The sequence below is a fragment of the Streptomyces sp. NBC_00513 genome (assembly GCF_041431415.1).
Lineage (GTDB): Bacteria > Actinomycetota > Actinomycetes > Streptomycetales > Streptomycetaceae > Streptomyces.
On the sequence record NZ_CP107845.1, the window covers coordinates 4,274,612 to 4,292,336 of the forward strand.

Below are 17,725 nucleotides of genomic sequence, written 5' to 3' on the forward strand. Positions count from 1 at the left end.
CCCCAGTGAACTTGATCCGTATGGGTCAGGGTGATGGGTGACTGGTCGTTGCTTGAGAACTACACAGTGGACGCGAGCATCTGTGGCCAAGTTTTTAAGGGCACACGGTGGATGCCTTGGCACCAGGAACCGATGAAGGACGTGAGAGGCCGCGATAGGCCCCGGGGAGCTGCCAACTGAGCTTTGATCCGGGGGTGTCCGAATGGGGAAACCCGGCAGTCGTCATGGGCTGTCACCCACTGCTGAACACATAGGCAGTGTGGAGGGAACGAGGGGAAGTGAAACATCTCAGTACCCTCAGGAAGAGAAAACAACCGTGATTCCGGGAGTAGTGGCGAGCGAAACCGGATGAGGCCAAACCGTATGCGTGTGATACCCGGCAGGGGTTGCGCATGCGGGGTTGTGGGAATTCTTTTGATCGGTCTGCCGGCCGGTCGGCGAGTCAGAAACCGTTGATGTAGTCGAAGGACATGCGAAAGGTCCGGCGTAGAGGGTAAGACCCCCGTAGACGAAACATCAGCGGCTTGCTTAAGAATCTCCCAAGTAGCACGGGGCCCGAGAAATCCCGTGTGAATCTGGCGGGACCACCCGCTAAGCCTAAATATTCCCTGGTGACCGATAGCGGATAGTACCGTGAGGGAATGGTGAAAAGTACCGCGGGAGCGGAGTGAAATAGTACCTGAAACCGTGTGCCTACAAGCCGTGGGAGCGTCGCGCATTGAGTTTACTCAATGCGTCGTGACTGCGTGCCTTTTGAAGAATGAGCCTGCGAGTTAGCGGTGTGTAGCGAGGTTAACCCGTGTGGGGAAGCCGTAGCGAAAGCGAGTCCGAATAGGGCGATTGAGTTGCACGCTCTAGACCCGAAGCGGAGTGATCTAGCCATGGGCAGGTTGAAGCGGAGGTAAGACTTCGTGGAGGACCGAACCCACCAGGGTTGAAAACCTGGGGGATGACCTGTGGTTAGGGGTGAAAGGCCAATCAAACTCCGTGATAGCTGGTTCTCCCCGAAATGCATTTAGGTGCAGCGTCGTGTGTTTCTTGCCGGAGGTAGAGCACTGGATAGGCGATGGGCCCTACCGGGTTACTGACCTTAGCCAAACTCCGAATGCCGGTAAGTGAGAGCACGGCAGTGAGACTGTGGGGGATAAGCTCCATGGTCGAGAGGGAAACAGCCCAGAGCATCGACTAAGGCCCCCAAGCGTACGCTAAGTGGGAAAGGATGTGGAGTCGCAGAGACAACCAGGAGGTTGGCTTAGAAGCAGCCACCCTTGAAAGAGTGCGTAATAGCTCACTGGTCAAGTGATTCCGCGCCGACAATGTAGCGGGGCTCAAGCGTACCGCCGAAGTCGTGTCATTCCAGCACATACCCCCAACGGGGGCTGGGATGGGTAGGGGAGCGTCGTGTGCCGGGTGAAGCAGCAGCGGAAGCTAGTTGTGGACGGTTCACGAGTGAGAATGCAGGCATGAGTAGCGATACACACGTGAGAAACGTGTGCGCCGATTGACTAAGGGTTCCTGGGTCAAGCTGATCTGCCCAGGGTAAGTCGGGACCTAAGGCGAGGCCGACAGGCGTAGTCGATGGACAACCGGTTGATATTCCGGTACCCGCTTTGAAACGCCCAATATCGAATCCTCTAATGCTAAGGCCGTGAAGCCGTTCCGGACCCTTCGGGGAAAGGAAAGTGGTGGAGCCGCCGATCCAAGGTGGTAGTAGGTAAGCGATGGGGTGACGCAGGAAGGTAGTCCAACCCGGGCGGTGGTAGTCCCGGGGTAAGGGTGTAGGCCGAGGGGTAGGCAAATCCGTCCCTCATTAAGGCTGAGACCTGATGCCGAGCCGATTGTGGTGAAGTGGATGATCCTATGCTGTCGAGAAAAGCCTCTAGCGAGTTTCATGGCGGCCCGTACCCTAAACCGACTCAGGTGGTCAGGTAGAGAATACCGAGGCGTTCGGGTGAACTATGGTTAAGGAACTCGGCAAAATGCCCCCGTAACTTCGGGAGAAGGGGGCCATCACTGGTGATCGGATTTACTCCGTGAGCTGGGGGTGGCCGCAGAGACCAGCGAGAAGCGACTGTTTACTAAAAACACAGGTCCGTGCGAAGCCGTAAGGCGATGTATACGGACTGACGCCTGCCCGGTGCTGGAACGTTAAGGGGACCGGTTAGTGCGCTTTCGGGCGTGCGAAGCTGAGAACTTAAGCGCCAGTAAACGGCGGTGGTAACTATAACCATCCTAAGGTAGCGAAATTCCTTGTCGGGTAAGTTCCGACCTGCACGAATGGCGTAACGACTTCTCGACTGTCTCAACCATAGGCCCGGTGAAATTGCACTACGAGTAAAGATGCTCGTTTCGCGCAGCAGGACGGAAAGACCCCGGGACCTTTACTATAGTTTGATATTGGTGTTCGGTTCGGCTTGTGTAGGATAGGTGGGAGACTTTGAAGCAGCCACGCCAGTGGTTGTGGAGTCGCCGTTGAAATACCACTCTGGTCGTGCTGGATGTCTAACCTCGGTCCGTGATCCGGATCAGGGACAGTGTCTGATGGGTAGTTTAACTGGGGCGGTTGCCTCCCAAAGGGTAACGGAGGCGCCCAAAGGTTCCCTCAGCCTGGTTGGCAATCAGGTGTTGAGTGTAAGTGCACAAGGGAGCTTGACTGTGAGACCGACGGGTCGAGCAGGGACGAAAGTCGGGACTAGTGATCCGGCGGTGGCTTGTGGAAGCGCCGTCGCTCAACGGATAAAAGGTACCCCGGGGATAACAGGCTGATCTTCCCCAAGAGTCCATATCGACGGGATGGTTTGGCACCTCGATGTCGGCTCGTCGCATCCTGGGGCTGGAGTCGGTCCCAAGGGTTGGGCTGTTCGCCCATTAAAGCGGTACGCGAGCTGGGTTTAGAACGTCGTGAGACAGTTCGGTCCCTATCCGCTGTGCGCGTAGGAATATTGAGAAGGGCTGTCCCTAGTACGAGAGGACCGGGACGGACGAACCTCTGGTGTGCCAGTTGTCCTGCCAAGGGCATGGCTGGTTGGCTACGTTCGGGAGGGATAACCGCTGAAAGCATCTAAGCGGGAAGCCTGCTTCAAGATGAGTATTCCCACCTCCTTGAGAGGGTAAGGCTCCCAGTAGACGACTGGGTTGATAGGCCAGATGTGGAAGCCCGGTAACGGGTGGAGCTGACTGGTACTAATAGGCCGAGGGCTTGTCCTCAGTTGCTCGCGTCCACTGTGTTAGTTCTGAAGTAACGAACTGTGTTCATATCCGGTTGGTTAACTTCATAGTGTTTCGGTGGTCATAGCGTTAGGGAAACGCCCGGTTTACATTCCGAACCCGGAAGCTAAGCCTTTCAGCGCCGATGGTACTGCAGGGGGGACCCTGTGGGAGAGTAGGACGCCGCCGAACAATCATTGTGGGAAAGCCCCGCACCCTTCAGGGTGCGGGGCTTTTCTGCGTTCCGGGCCAGGTTGTCGGGTTCGGCTGGGTATCCTGGCCGCGTTCCCCAGGAGGACACGATGACAGCACAGCAGCTGGAAGACGGCGGCCCGCTCATCCCTCAGCCGGCCATGACCCGAGAAGCGCTCCGGGACGCCGTACGCCGCATCGACATGGCGAATCTGGCCGTGCTCGACAAGGAGTGCAACGAGGCTTTCGATCGCGCCGCGGCGACGGGTGCCATCAATCCACTGCGGTTCTTTCTGATCAAGTGGGCGACGCACGTGGCCATCCACCGTTGGCCCGCTCGAGCGGCGGCTCTCCATGAAGCAGAACGCGTCGCCGGGGACCCGAACGCCACCGAGCAGGAGTTCCGGTCGGCGATGGAGACCAGCAGTCGCATTCTGGCCGAGGCCCAGGAGGAGATCGGCCGGTGACCTCCCGCGGCGAAGGCGTGCAGAACGAGACCGGCTGGGCGTGGGAATGTGATCCCGGCCGGCTGTGGGTGCTCGGGGACATGCCCGCGGAACAGCAGAGGCTGGTCGGTTCCGTGATGGACGGGCTGGTGGATCTGGCATCGATGGGCATCGACCCCAAGGACGGCAGCCTTTACGAGGACGAGCAGCCGATGCGGCTCCGTACGTACGAGGACGAGCACCTGATGCTCTGGTACCAGACGATCCCGCACCGCAGCCGTGTCTACCTGAAGCGCGTCAACCTCTGACGGCGTCGAGAGCACCCTTGACGAACCGTTCCGCGAAGGCGGCCGCGAGTCCCGGCTGCGGAGTGCACTGACGGAGCGAGCCGCCAGGCGCCGCAGCAGGTTCCGTATCTCCCGAGGTCGGCTACCGCAGGCACCCCGCAGGCACGAGCACGAGTTCTCGAAGCAGCTGCCAGACGATCGATTCCTCAGGTGTCGGCCCCAGCCAGTCCCGTTTGGAAAGAGGCAGTTGCGGATTGCAGGCCCTCGCTCGCATCGACTCGGCGACCCGCAGGCACGCGTCCACGATCAGGAACGTGTGCTTCGCGGGATGGGAGTAACCAGTGGGCGATGCGGGAGCCCGCCGACGGGGCCGGCCACCGCATGCGAAGCGGGACGCCGACGACGATCCGCGGGTACGACTGCGCGGACCACAGAGCCCACCACACGGTCGAGGGCCGACTCAACCGACTCAACCGACTCAAGCGCAATCGGGCGGTGCGGTGGCCGAAGGGTTCGACAAACCCACAGACCGGATGAACGGGTGCCTGGTCCTCATCGAGGACCAGGAGGCAGGCCAATGCGTCCAGGGCGCGGGCGGGCCTTGTGCTCCCGGGGCAGTCAGCGCCCTCGACGGCGAAGAATCGGGCGGCTGCCGAGGCTGCACAGAGCGGAGATGACGCAGGGGCTTGCTGAACAGGGCGTCAACTGGCAGAGCTCCATGGCGAATGGCAAAGCGCGGGTTCCGCGAAGCGTCCTCGAATGAACATGGGTCCGGAGACAGCAGTCCTGGCGGACTACACGCATTCATCGCGTGCAATGCCTGAGTCTCCGCCGATTCGCCATGCGCGCGGCCAACCACAGCCGGCAGAGCAGCTCTGACACTGACGGAGACGCGACCCCGCCGGTGCTGCCGCCCGACGACCAGGGCCACCCTGTATCTCGGCGCGACTGTCCTCCGATGCCGCGGGAATCCGCCCGTCGAATCAGCGAGGGACCGCCCGTGTGCCCCTGAGGGCCATGACATTGAACTGGGCGCCGATCAGCCAGGACGCGACCATGGGCACCGACCAACGGCTGCCTCCCCGCCGGGTCTGGGAGTCAGCCCTTGGTCGGTGCCGCTCGGGCGGACCAGGGCGTGGTGGCCATCGCGCGATGTCGCCCGACGTTCTTGACGTCGACGCGGAGGGCTCGCCGGGTTGGTCGCGTTCTCAGTGGTGGATCGCGGTGCCGATCGGGTTCGCCGGTCGAGCAGGCAAGACGGTTGAGTACGGCCTCGAGGGTCCAATCGGGCCAGGTTCTGGTGGACAAGCGAGGTGGGTGGACCGAGAGCTGGGCCGTGCCGGTCGGCCCGGGGCTGCGGGCCGGGCGACCTCCCCGGAGTCGCGGTGGCGTTGCTGGTCCGCCAAGAGGGAAGGCCCCAGGATCATGTGCCCGTGCAGGTGCTCGCGGTCCGCCGGCCTGTCCGGTGGAGAGGTGGAGGCCTGTGGCCGGTACGTGCTGTCGGTCGCGAGGTGGATCTTCGTGACCAGTTCGCCGCCGAGCCTGCCGCGGGTGTGATCTGCGGGCTCGCGGGCCCAAGCAATTCTGCGGGTACCGGCTGCATGCGGATGGGACGCACGTTCGTGGAGTCGACCGAGACAACCCGGTCCAGGCCCTCATGGCGGTCAGCCTGGGCCATCTCCATGGAACACCCGCTACCAGGCGCAGCCGGCAGCCACCATTCGCAGCGCAGTCGGGTACAGGTACCCCCGCGTCGACGCGTCCGTCCGTTGAAGCGGCGACTACTGTGAACGTTCTCGTTATTCGGCTCTGTCGGGAATCTTGTGATGCCGCAGGGCCGAGCTGGGCAGTCTCCGGGTCTGCGGTTCAGGGGTGTTGGGGCGGTTGTTGCCGCATCTGTCCGGTGCTGTCATCGAGTCGATCAAGCGAACGGCAGGGGTCATCACGCTTCGCGCGGGGTGTCACGCGTCCCGGGTGAGATGCCCGGGATGCGGTATGCCGTCGTGGCGGGTGCATGGCCGGTACGTCCGTCGGCTCGGCGACGCGCCCGTGGCCGGCAGTCCCGTAGTCATCGAGTTGACCGTGCGCCGGTTCAAGTGTCTGAGCAGCCGGTGCCCGGCGGTGGCGTTCGCCGAGCAGATCGAGGGGCTGACCAGGCCGCATGCCCGGCAGACGCAGGTGCTGCGGTCGATGCTCGCCTCGATTGCTCTGTGCCTGGCGGGCCGTCCCGGCGCTCGCCCGGCCGCATCCCTCAGGATCCGCATAACTCCTGGTTGAAGTCACCGGACGGCTGTCCCTGCTGGACGAGCACAAGCCTCACCTCCACGCCCGCTGGCTGGAGGGCTGTCACGACATTCCCCAGCTCCACCGGGAACTGCGCGAGCGCGGGTTCACAGCGAGCGTCCAATGCCTCCGCCGCTACTTCCGCGCCTTCAGACCTCCCCGCCAACCAGGGCGGAGGCAGCAGCCGGTCTCCGGCCGCAGCCCAGGCCGACCCCCAAGACGCGACGCGTCGTCCGCTGGATCATGACGAACCCCCAGCACCTCACCGCAGCGGACGTCGCGGAACTGAAGGAGATCCGTATGGCCTGTCCTCACCTCGACGCCGCCGCACGGCACGTCCACGACTTCGCTGAAATGCTTCACCACCTCCGAGGAGACCAATTCCCCGATTGGATGGAGCGAGTCCTGGCTGACGACCTCCCAGCCCTCCACTCGCTGGTCAGCGGCCTGCGACGCGACCTCGACACCGTTACCGCGGGTCTCTCAACACCGTGGAGTTCCGGTCAGGTTGAGGGCCAGGTCACCCGCGTCAAGCTCATCAAGCGCATGGCCTACGGACGAGCCAACCTCGACTTCCTACGTCAACGAATACTCCTCGCCCCGTGCCCCTGCGACATCACAAGATCCCCGACAGAGCCCGTAACTCCCCAGAATCCGGCCTCGGCTGGGGGTTACGTTGGCCAGCGTGAACTTGCTGGGATGGAGCTACCGGCATGTGGGACCGCCTGATCTGCGGGCCCTTGTCCGGCCGGAGGCTGAGGGCCGAAGCATCCTCTCGGCATCGGACTTCGCCGACTGGGTTTCGTCTCTGGCGCCGGTGGAGTTGGCCGAGCCTTTCACGTTCGTCATCGACTCGGCGGTTGTGCTGCGGCTCGCGCCGCGTCGAAGCGAGCACGTGGTGTGCGCCGGCGGCGGCCCCGTTCTCGGTGCCGGAGAGATGAGCTTCCGCAGGGAGTCCGGGCAGTGGGTGGTCGCTGAGGTCAGCAACCAGTCGACCGGATACTGCCCGGACATCAGTTCGTGGCAGGCCGTCGCGGAGGCTCTCGATGCAGCCGGGATCGAGCCCCCTTCCGGCTTCACCCAAGAGGTGGTGTTCCGGCGCTGTCCCTCCTGCAGCCAGCTGAACATCGTTCGGGAGGAAGACTTCATCTGCGTCTTCTGCGACGAGGACCTGCCGCGGGAATGGAACGTGGACGGGGCTGTGCGGTAGCGGACCGGGGGCTTGTCGGGCTTGTAGGTGGGGTTCTTGGGCCGCTTGTTCGGGCGATAGCTGCGGCCCGGCAGACGTCCACCAGGCAGCACTCGGGCTGGCATCGCGTCGGGCCGCAGGCCGCAGGGATCGAGGCAGAAATGGTGCTTCAACTCTTTGTCGGCGACGCCGATCGGATCCCACTTGTTGATTCCTCATGGCGGCGCCGGGTAGGGGGAGGGGGCTCACCCCGCCTCCCCGGGTCCGGCCCTCGGGTACAGAGGCCGGGTGCCGGGGTGGGCGCCGGCTTGCTGACGCGAGTAGGGGCGGGGTCTTGATCGACTGCTTCGGCGGCCAGTGCGACGAGAACGGAGGAACGGATGACCGGCGGGCCGGGCGTCACGTTTGCGCCGAATAAGTCGTCACTGAGGACCCACTGTGGTTGTCCGGCTCACCGGCTCACCGATATTCGTCCGCGGAGGCCGAGACCAGGGGGGAGCATCTCTCCCCCCTGGCGCTCGGAGGAGCAGGAGGTCAGTCGCAGGGACGGCTGGGACCAGTCGAGCTACACAGCCGCGCGGAGGCAACACCCACCCGCACGAGCTCGCGCCTGCCTGGATCTGGACGGCTCGCGCTTTTGATGGATCGCCTCTACGGTGCAGTGAGCCCGGGGCCGTGGCGGACTGGGGCGACAGCACCGGCCAGCGCCGTCGATGGGGGAGGCAGAGGGGCAACGGCAAGGTCTTGTAGCGAGGTGGTGGCGTGGGTGGGGGCGCGGTTCGGTGGGGTCGGCCCTGGGCCGATTGGACCCGTGCCCGAGGCCGATGTAGAGTAGAACGGTTGCCTCGAGCTGAACGGTTCGGCAACACGCCCCCGATGAATCGAATTCAGACAGGGCACCCTCGACTCCTCATCCAGGAATCTGAAGCCGGGAAATCCGGTGGAAAACTTCTGATAGAGTCGGACTCGCCGGAAAGGGAAACGCGAAAGCGAAGAACTGGAAAGCGAAACCCGCTTCGACCGGGAATCGGACACGAAAGAGTCTGATAGAGTCGGAAACGAAGGAAGCGCCCGGAGGAAAGCCCGAGAGGGTGAGTACAAAGGAAGCGTCCGTTCCTTGAGAACTCAACAGCGTGCCAAAAATCAACGCCAAAAGTTGATACCCCGTCCATTTCGGTGGATGAGGTTCCTTTGAAAAAGACCTGTGAGGTCGCAGCTTTCGGGTTGTGGTGCTTGCAGGCGATTACACAGCGAGGATGCAGTGGTCGATCGGTCTTATTCCGACATGATCGGCCCGCTCTAAGTGCGTGTGCACCCGATTACGGGTAAACATTCATGGAGAGTTTGATCCTGGCTCAGGACGAACGCTGGCGGCGTGCTTAACACATGCAAGTCGAACGATGAAGCCCTTCGGGGTGGATTAGTGGCGAACGGGTGAGTAACACGTGGGCAATCTGCCCTTCACTCTGGGACAAGCCCTGGAAACGGGGTCTAATACCGGATAACACTCCTGCCTGCATGGGTGGGGGTTAAAAGCTCCGGCGGTGAAGGATGAGCCCGCGGCCTATCAGCTTGTTGGTGGGGTAATGGCCCACCAAGGCGACGACGGGTAGCCGGCCTGAGAGGGCGACCGGCCACACTGGGACTGAGACACGGCCCAGACTCCTACGGGAGGCAGCAGTGGGGAATATTGCACAATGGGCGAAAGCCTGATGCAGCGACGCCGCGTGAGGGATGACGGCCTTCGGGTTGTAAACCTCTTTCAGCAGGGAAGAAGCGAAAGTGACGGTACCTGCAGAAGAAGCGCCGGCTAACTACGTGCCAGCAGCCGCGGTAATACGTAGGGCGCAAGCGTTGTCCGGAATTATTGGGCGTAAAGAGCTCGTAGGCGGCTTGTCACGTCGGATGTGAAAGCCCGAGGCTTAACCTCGGGTCTGCATTCGATACGGGCTAGCTAGAGTGTGGTAGGGGAGATCGGAATTCCTGGTGTAGCGGTGAAATGCGCAGATATCAGGAGGAACACCGGTGGCGAAGGCGGATCTCTGGGCCATTACTGACGCTGAGGAGCGAAAGCGTGGGGAGCGAACAGGATTAGATACCCTGGTAGTCCACGCCGTAAACGTTGGGAACTAGGTGTTGGCGACATTCCACGTCGTCGGTGCCGCAGCTAACGCATTAAGTTCCCCGCCTGGGGAGTACGGCCGCAAGGCTAAAACTCAAAGGAATTGACGGGGGCCCGCACAAGCAGCGGAGCATGTGGCTTAATTCGACGCAACGCGAAGAACCTTACCAAGGCTTGACATATACCGGAAAGCATTAGAGATAGTGCCCCCCTTGTGGTCGGTATACAGGTGGTGCATGGCTGTCGTCAGCTCGTGTCGTGAGATGTTGGGTTAAGTCCCGCAACGAGCGCAACCCTTGTCCTGTGTTGCCAGCATGCCCTTCGGGGTGATGGGGACTCACAGGAGACCGCCGGGGTCAACTCGGAGGAAGGTGGGGACGACGTCAAGTCATCATGCCCCTTATGTCTTGGGCTGCACACGTGCTACAATGGCCGGTACAATGAGCTGCGATACCGTGAGGTGGAGCGAATCTCAAAAAGCCGGTCTCAGTTCGGATTGGGGTCTGCAACTCGACCCCATGAAGTCGGAGTTGCTAGTAATCGCAGATCAGCATTGCTGCGGTGAATACGTTCCCGGGCCTTGTACACACCGCCCGTCACGTCACGAAAGTCGGTAACACCCGAAGCCGGTGGCCCAACCCGTAAGGGAGGGAGCTGTCGAAGGTGGGACTGGCGATTGGGACGAAGTCGTAACAAGGTAGCCGTACCGGAAGGTGCGGCTGGATCACCTCCTTTCTAAGGAGCACAGTACCGATTGCAGACAAATGTTCTGCACGGTCAGCTCATGGGTGGAACGTTGATTATTTGGCGCCAGATCATCTGATGGTCTCTCGAGTACTGCTTCGGCGTGGAAAGAGAATCCGGAAGAGGTCTGGTGCCTGGCACGTTGTTGGGTATCTGAGGGTACGGCCGTAAGGTTGTATCTTCGCGATGCCGGCCCCAGTGAACTTGATCCGTATGGGTCAGGGTGATGGGTGACTGGTCGTTGCTTGAGAACTACACAGTGGACGCGAGCATCTGTGGCCAAGTTTTTAAGGGCACACGGTGGATGCCTTGGCACCAGGAACCGATGAAGGACGTGAGAGGCCGCGATAGGCCCCGGGGAGCTGCCAACTGAGCTTTGATCCGGGGGTGTCCGAATGGGGAAACCCGGCAGTCGTCATGGGCTGTCACCCACTGCTGAACACATAGGCAGTGTGGAGGGAACGAGGGGAAGTGAAACATCTCAGTACCCTCAGGAAGAGAAAACAACCGTGATTCCGGGAGTAGTGGCGAGCGAAACCGGATGAGGCCAAACCGTATGCGTGTGATACCCGGCAGGGGTTGCGCATGCGGGGTTGTGGGAATTCTTTTGATCGGTCTGCCGGCCGGTCGGCGAGTCAGAAACCGTTGATGTAGTCGAAGGACATGCGAAAGGTCCGGCGTAGAGGGTAAGACCCCCGTAGACGAAACATCAGCGGCTTGCTTAAGAATCTCCCAAGTAGCACGGGGCCCGAGAAATCCCGTGTGAATCTGGCGGGACCACCCGCTAAGCCTAAATATTCCCTGGTGACCGATAGCGGATAGTACCGTGAGGGAATGGTGAAAAGTACCGCGGGAGCGGAGTGAAATAGTACCTGAAACCGTGTGCCTACAAGCCGTGGGAGCGTCGCGTTGCATGCTTGCATGCAACGTCGTGACTGCGTGCCTTTTGAAGAATGAGCCTGCGAGTTAGCGGTGTGTAGCGAGGTTAACCCGTGTGGGGAAGCCGTAGCGAAAGCGAGTCCGAATAGGGCGATTGAGTTGCACGCTCTAGACCCGAAGCGGAGTGATCTAGCCATGGGCAGGTTGAAGCGGAGGTAAGACTTCGTGGAGGACCGAACCCACCAGGGTTGAAAACCTGGGGGATGACCTGTGGTTAGGGGTGAAAGGCCAATCAAACTCCGTGATAGCTGGTTCTCCCCGAAATGCATTTAGGTGCAGCGTCGTGTGTTTCTTGCCGGAGGTAGAGCACTGGATAGGCGATGGGCCCTACCGGGTTACTGACCTTAGCCAAACTCCGAATGCCGGTAAGTGAGAGCACGGCAGTGAGACTGTGGGGGATAAGCTCCATGGTCGAGAGGGAAACAGCCCAGAGCATCGACTAAGGCCCCCAAGCGTACGCTAAGTGGGAAAGGATGTGGAGTCGCAGAGACAACCAGGAGGTTGGCTTAGAAGCAGCCACCCTTGAAAGAGTGCGTAATAGCTCACTGGTCAAGTGATTCCGCGCCGACAATGTAGCGGGGCTCAAGCGTACCGCCGAAGTCGTGTCATTCCAGCACATACCCCCAACGGGGGCTGGGATGGGTAGGGGAGCGTCGTGTGCCGGGTGAAGCAGCAGCGGAAGCTAGTTGTGGACGGTTCACGAGTGAGAATGCAGGCATGAGTAGCGATACACACGTGAGAAACGTGTGCGCCGATTGACTAAGGGTTCCTGGGTCAAGCTGATCTGCCCAGGGTAAGTCGGGACCTAAGGCGAGGCCGACAGGCGTAGTCGATGGACAACCGGTTGATATTCCGGTACCCGCTTTGAAACGCCCAATATCGAATCCTCTAATGCTAAGGCCGTGAAGCCGTTCCGGACCCTTCGGGGAAAGGAAAGTGGTGGAGCCGCCGATCCAAGGTGGTAGTAGGTAAGCGATGGGGTGACGCAGGAAGGTAGTCCAACCCGGGCGGTGGTAGTCCCGGGGTAAGGGTGTAGGCCGAGGGGTAGGCAAATCCGTCCCTCATTAAGGCTGAGACCTGATGCCGAGCCGATTGTGGTGAAGTGGATGATCCTATGCTGTCGAGAAAAGCCTCTAGCGAGTTTCATGGCGGCCCGTACCCTAAACCGACTCAGGTGGTCAGGTAGAGAATACCGAGGCGTTCGGGTGAACTATGGTTAAGGAACTCGGCAAAATGCCCCCGTAACTTCGGGAGAAGGGGGCCATCACTGGTGATCGGATTTACTCCGTGAGCTGGGGGTGGCCGCAGAGACCAGCGAGAAGCGACTGTTTACTAAAAACACAGGTCCGTGCGAAGCCGTAAGGCGATGTATACGGACTGACGCCTGCCCGGTGCTGGAACGTTAAGGGGACCGGTTAGTGCGCTTTCGGGCGTGCGAAGCTGAGAACTTAAGCGCCAGTAAACGGCGGTGGTAACTATAACCATCCTAAGGTAGCGAAATTCCTTGTCGGGTAAGTTCCGACCTGCACGAATGGCGTAACGACTTCTCGACTGTCTCAACCATAGGCCCGGTGAAATTGCACTACGAGTAAAGATGCTCGTTTCGCGCAGCAGGACGGAAAGACCCCGGGACCTTTACTATAGTTTGATATTGGTGTTCGGTTCGGCTTGTGTAGGATAGGTGGGAGACTTTGAAGCAGCCACGCCAGTGGTTGTGGAGTCGCCGTTGAAATACCACTCTGGTCGTGCTGGATGTCTAACCTCGGTCCGTGATCCGGATCAGGGACAGTGTCTGATGGGTAGTTTAACTGGGGCGGTTGCCTCCCAAAGGGTAACGGAGGCGCCCAAAGGTTCCCTCAGCCTGGTTGGCAATCAGGTGTTGAGTGTAAGTGCACAAGGGAGCTTGACTGTGAGACCGACGGGTCGAGCAGGGACGAAAGTCGGGACTAGTGATCCGGCGGTGGCTTGTGGAAGCGCCGTCGCTCAACGGATAAAAGGTACCCCGGGGATAACAGGCTGATCTTCCCCAAGAGTCCATATCGACGGGATGGTTTGGCACCTCGATGTCGGCTCGTCGCATCCTGGGGCTGGAGTCGGTCCCAAGGGTTGGGCTGTTCGCCCATTAAAGCGGTACGCGAGCTGGGTTTAGAACGTCGTGAGACAGTTCGGTCCCTATCCGCTGTGCGCGTAGGAATATTGAGAAGGGCTGTCCCTAGTACGAGAGGACCGGGACGGACGAACCTCTGGTGTGCCAGTTGTCCTGCCAAGGGCATGGCTGGTTGGCTACGTTCGGGAGGGATAACCGCTGAAAGCATCTAAGCGGGAAGCCTGCTTCAAGATGAGTATTCCCACCTCCTTGAGAGGGTAAGGCTCCCAGTAGACGACTGGGTTGATAGGCCAGATGTGGAAGCCCGGTAACGGGTGGAGCTGACTGGTACTAATAGGCCGAGGGCTTGTCCTCAGTTGCTCGCGTCCACTGTGTTAGTTCTGAAGTAACGAACTGTGTTCATATCCGGTTGGTTAACTTCATAGTGTTTCGGTGGTCATAGCGTTAGGGAAACGCCCGGTTTACATTCCGAACCCGGAAGCTAAGCCTTTCAGCGCCGATGGTACTGCAGGGGGGACCCTGTGGGAGAGTAGGACGCCGCCGAACAATCATTGTGGGAAAGCCCCGCACCCTTCAGGGTGCGGGGCTTTTCTGCGTTCCGGACCCTTTTCGTTTCAGGGCTTTGGTTTTTTGCGTGCAGAGTGCACCGGTGTCGTGCTTTGATCCGCACTATGAATCTGCATGGGGTGCGGCCGGTGTCTGCCGGCGAGTGGGAGAAGGCCAAGGAGCTGCGGCTCAGTGCGTTGCGGGATCCTGTCGCCCCGGTGGCCTTCCTGGAGAACGTCGTGGAGGCCGAGGCCCAGCCCGATGAGTTCTGGCAGGGACGGACCGCGGGCGCTTCGAGCGGGCGGGCCGTCCGGCAGTTCGTCGCCGAGGCTCCCGACGGCTCCTGGGACGGGTCGGTGACCGTGCTCGTCGAGGAAGGCGGCACCATCGACTACTTCGGTGAGGTCGTGGAGAAGGCTCAGGGGCACCTGGTGGGGGTGTTCGTACGGCCCGCACAGCGGGGGACCGGAGTGACCGAAGCGCTGTTCGCGGCCGCACTGGAGTGGGCCTGGTCGCTGGACGGGCCGGCGCTGGGGCGGGTGCGTCTCTTCGTTCACGAGGACAACGCGCGGGCCGAGGCGTTCTACCGCCGGTACGGGTTCGTGGCCAGTGGCCGGATCGTGGTCGGCACGCCCTCGGACCCGGAGGCCCGGGAGCTGGAGTACGTACTGGAACGGCCCGTGGCGGGCCGTTAGAAGGCGGAGACGGCCTGCGGCCAGCGGGAGCGGGCCTGTTCGCGGCTGCGGCAGAGCGCGAGCAGCGGCAGGGCGTCGTCCTGGAGGAGCTCCGGGAGCTGCGGAATGGGGGCGACGGCCGCCACGTCGTCCAGGACCAGCGTCAGTGGTGGGTCGAGCCGACCGTGGGATGACCGTGCGGCCATGCGACGGCCGTGCTCGACCACGCTGGAGGCGAGTGCCGTCAGCAAAGGCATTGCACCCGGGTGGCTTCGCGGGTCCTCCAGGGACTCGCCCACCAGATAAAGGGTGCCCCCTTCGGTCAGGAACGAAGCCAGCGTGAGGGAATCTGTTCGGTTCGGATTGCAAGCCTCACGGATGTGGATCGAACCGAGGCAGGACAGGGCCCGGGCGGCGAGGTGCTGGGCCAGTTCGCGACGCTCCGGGTACGCGGTGAGGGCGCTTTCGAGTTCGCCGGCCGCGCCGGGGGCCGCCTGAGGGTGCGTACGGAGGATCCGGACGGGGTCCTGGGCGTTGGTGCCCTGGGCCCAGCGGTGCAGCTGCTTGAACGGGCGGTTGTCGAGGGCCGCGGCCTGCAGCCAACTACGCAGGAGCGTTTCCGCCGTGTCGGCGACCGCGGCGTCCATGCGTGCCTGGGGGCGTACGGGCGCCAGGAGGGCCACGGCGCGTACGGCGGCGAGGTCGCGGTCCGCGCAGCCCTCCGCGGGGTTCCAGTGCATGCGGGCCGGGGTGTCGCAGAGATGCGAGGGGTCGTAGAGGAGGACCGGGCCGAGCTTGGCGCGGGCGTCCTTGGTCTCCGACCAGAGTGCGGGGGAGGACGTCACGACGAGGACCGCGCCTTCCGCCGCCGCGATGTGCCGGGCGGCGGTGGCATGGCGTTCCGCGGGGTTGGCGTAGCCGAGGCGAGCCGGCGTCTGCGCGGACGCCGGTACGGGGGCCGGGGTGGGCATCGGGGCCGGGGCGTGGCCGAGGTCGTGGCGGTAGGCCTCGTCGGCCGGGGCGGGGCGGTCCGCGGTGCGAAGGGTGCCGTGGGCCGTGGGCCCGGGGCTCGCGGTCTCGAACGCTGCCGGAGGCTGGGCGGTCGGCGGGGCCGGTTGGGTGGGGATCGGTTGGGTGGGCATCGGTTGGGGCTGTGGATCCTGGTCGATTCGGCCGTGGTGCTTGAGGACGGCGCGGCGGGCCTTGGTGCGGGCGATGATGCCCATCGTGAAGATGGTCAGGACCAGCAGGATCAGGAGCTGGCCGATGAACAGGCCCCAGAACAGGCCCCAGCCGGAGAGGGCCGCCGGGTCGGTCTCGGGCCAGGCTCCGGGGAGGTCGTGGGGTTCCGTTATCAGGGCGCGGACCGCGTCCGGGGTGCGGGTGAACGTGACGGTGCCCGGCCAGGCGCCCTTGGCGAACAGGGCCGAGAGGCCGGTGGCCGACCAGACGAGGACGGCGACGCCGAGCAGGAACGCCAGGAGGCCGACGAGGGCCCCGTCGGGGACGCCCCCGGCCCGAGCGGGGGGATCCGTACGTCTGGGGTCGGACATGGTTACGCCACCGTGGTCGCGGAGCCGGGGCCGTTGTGGTGGCGTTCGATGAGGAGGGCTCGCTCCTCCGCCTCCAGTTCGGCGGCCAGCAGATCGTCGGGGAGTCGGTGTTGTGCCGAGGATTCGGTCATGGCGCGGTCGGTGTAGACGAGCGGGCGTTCGGCCTCGGTGATCAGGTGTTTGACGACCTGGACGTTGCCGTTGACGTCCCAGACCGCGATGCCCGGGGTGAGGGTGGGGATGATTTCCACGGCCCAGCGGGGCAGGCCGAGTACCCGGCCCGTGGCGCGGGCCTCGTCGGCTTTCTGGGCGTAGATCGTTCGGGTGGAGGCCATCTTGAGGATGGCCGCGGCTTCTCGGGCGGCGGCGCCGTCGACGACGTCGGAGAGGTGGTGGACGACGGCGACGAAGGACAGGCCGAGGCGCCGGCCGAACTTCAACAGGCGCTGGAACAGCTGGGCGACGAAGGGGCTGTTGATGATGTGCCAGGCCTCTTCGACGAGGAAGATGCGCTTCTTGCGGTCCGGGCGGATCCAGGTGTGTTCCAGCCAGACGCCGACGATCGCCATGAGGATCGGCATCGCGATGGAGTTGCGGTCGATGTGGGACAGGTCGAAGACGATCAGTGGCGCGTCGAGGTCGATGCCGACGGTGGTGGGGCCGTCGAACATGCCGCGGAGGTCGCCGTCGACGAGACGGTCGATGACCAGGGCGACATCGAGTCCCCAGGCGCGGACATCGTCTATGTCGACGTTCATGGCTTGGGCGGACTCGGGCTCGGGGTGCCGCAGTTGTTCCACGATGTCGGTGAGGACGGGCTGGCGGTCGCGGATCGTGTCGACGACGTAGGCGTGTGCGACCTTGAGGGCGAAGCCGGAGCGTTCGTCGAGGCCGTGGCCCATGGCGACTTCGATGATGGTCCGGAGCAGCGCGAGCTGGCCGGTCGTGGTGATCGCCGGGTCGAGGGGGTTGAGGCGGATCCCGTCGTCGTTCGCGGCGATGGGGTCCAGGCGGATGGGGGTTATTCCCAACTGCTGGGCGATCAGGTTCCACTCGCCGACGCCGTCTTCGCCCTGGGCGTCGAGGACGACGACCTGGCGGTCCTTGAAGCGGAGTTGGCGCAGGACGTAGGTCTTCTCCAGCGCGGACTTCCCGTTGCCGGACTCGCCGAGCACCAGCCAGTGGGGGGCGGGGAGCTGCTGTCCGTACAGCTGGAACGGGTCGTAGATGTACCCCTTGCCGCTGTAGACCTCGCGGCCGATGATGACGCCGGAGTCGCCGAGGCCGGGGGCTGCGGTGGGCAGGTAGACGGCCTGGGCCTGCCCGGTGGAGGTGCGGACGGGCAGGCGGGTGGTCTCCACCTTGCCGAACAGGAAGCTGGTGAAGGCGTCCGTCAGAGCGGACATGGGATCTCGCATGGGCGGCACTTCCCTCCG

The 17,725-nt window shown here is 62.7% G+C and carries 8 protein-coding genes and 5 rRNA genes; 11 read left to right on the top strand and 2 right to left on the bottom strand.

All coding sequences use genetic code 11. From position 1 onward, the window contains the following. Positions 1 to 84 precede the first annotated feature (84 nt). From OHA84_RS19755 to OHA84_RS19805, 11 genes are all read left to right on the top strand, one after another. Positions 85 to 3,207 (top strand): 23S ribosomal RNA (locus OHA84_RS19755). 74 nt (positions 3,208 to 3,281) lie between these two features. Then, positions 3,282 to 3,399: ribosomal RNA gene (gene rrf / locus OHA84_RS19760) — 5S ribosomal RNA — on the top strand. Positions 3,400 to 3,509: 110 nt separating this feature from the next. After that, positions 3,510 to 3,866 (top strand): hypothetical protein, encoded by a 357-nt coding sequence (locus OHA84_RS19765; RefSeq protein ID WP_053677107.1) that lies wholly within the window; start codon positions 3,510 to 3,512, stop codon positions 3,864 to 3,866. Then, positions 3,863 to 4,153, top strand: a complete 291-nt coding sequence (locus OHA84_RS19770; protein ID WP_053677106.1) for a hypothetical protein — start codon at positions 3,863 to 3,865, stop codon at positions 4,151 to 4,153. The genes OHA84_RS19765 and OHA84_RS19770 overlap by 4 nt, the downstream gene beginning before the upstream one ends. Positions 4,154 to 6,106: 1,953 nt before the next feature. Further along, positions 6,107 to 6,409, top strand: a complete 303-nt coding sequence (locus OHA84_RS19775; RefSeq protein ID WP_371591598.1) for a transposase family protein — start codon at positions 6,107 to 6,109, stop codon at positions 6,407 to 6,409. A gap of 129 nt (positions 6,410 to 6,538) precedes the next feature. Further along, positions 6,539 to 7,144, top strand: a complete 606-nt coding sequence (locus tag OHA84_RS19780; RefSeq protein WP_371591425.1) for a transposase — start codon at positions 6,539 to 6,541, stop codon at positions 7,142 to 7,144. Next, a complete protein-coding gene (locus OHA84_RS19785; RefSeq protein WP_371591426.1) occupies positions 7,092 to 7,625 on the top strand; it encodes a hypothetical protein in 534 nt (177 codons plus the stop codon). Before OHA84_RS19780 ends, OHA84_RS19785 begins: the two co-directional genes overlap by 53 nt. A 1,311-nt stretch (positions 7,626 to 8,936) precedes the next feature. Then, a 16S ribosomal RNA gene (locus OHA84_RS19790) occupies positions 8,937 to 10,461 on the top strand. 286 nt (positions 10,462 to 10,747) lie between these two features. Next, positions 10,748 to 13,870 (top strand): 23S ribosomal RNA (locus tag OHA84_RS19795). 74 nt (positions 13,871 to 13,944) lie between these two features. Next, positions 13,945 to 14,062 (top strand): 5S ribosomal RNA (rrf, locus tag OHA84_RS19800). Together the 16S, 23S and 5S rRNA genes form the textbook arrangement of a ribosomal RNA operon. Positions 14,063 to 14,187: 125 nt before the next feature. Continuing rightward, complete coding sequence (locus OHA84_RS19805) at positions 14,188 to 14,757, top strand: N-acetyltransferase (protein ID WP_053676378.1); 570 nt, start codon at positions 14,188 to 14,190, stop codon at positions 14,755 to 14,757. On the opposite strand, the gene OHA84_RS19810 is transcribed toward OHA84_RS19805, so the two are convergent. Then, positions 14,754 to 16,289: a type VI secretion protein gene (locus OHA84_RS19810; protein WP_266970468.1), complete on the bottom strand. Its 1,536-nt coding sequence runs from the start codon at positions 16,287 to 16,289 to the stop codon at positions 14,754 to 14,756. The two genes, OHA84_RS19805 and OHA84_RS19810, sit on opposite strands and share 4 nt — an antisense overlap. Before the next feature lie 2 nt (positions 16,290 to 16,291). After that, entirely contained in the window at positions 16,292 to 17,707 is a 1,416-nt protein-coding gene (locus OHA84_RS19815; RefSeq protein ID WP_053676380.1) for an ATP-binding protein, read from the bottom strand. Positions 17,708 to 17,725 lie beyond the last annotated feature (18 nt).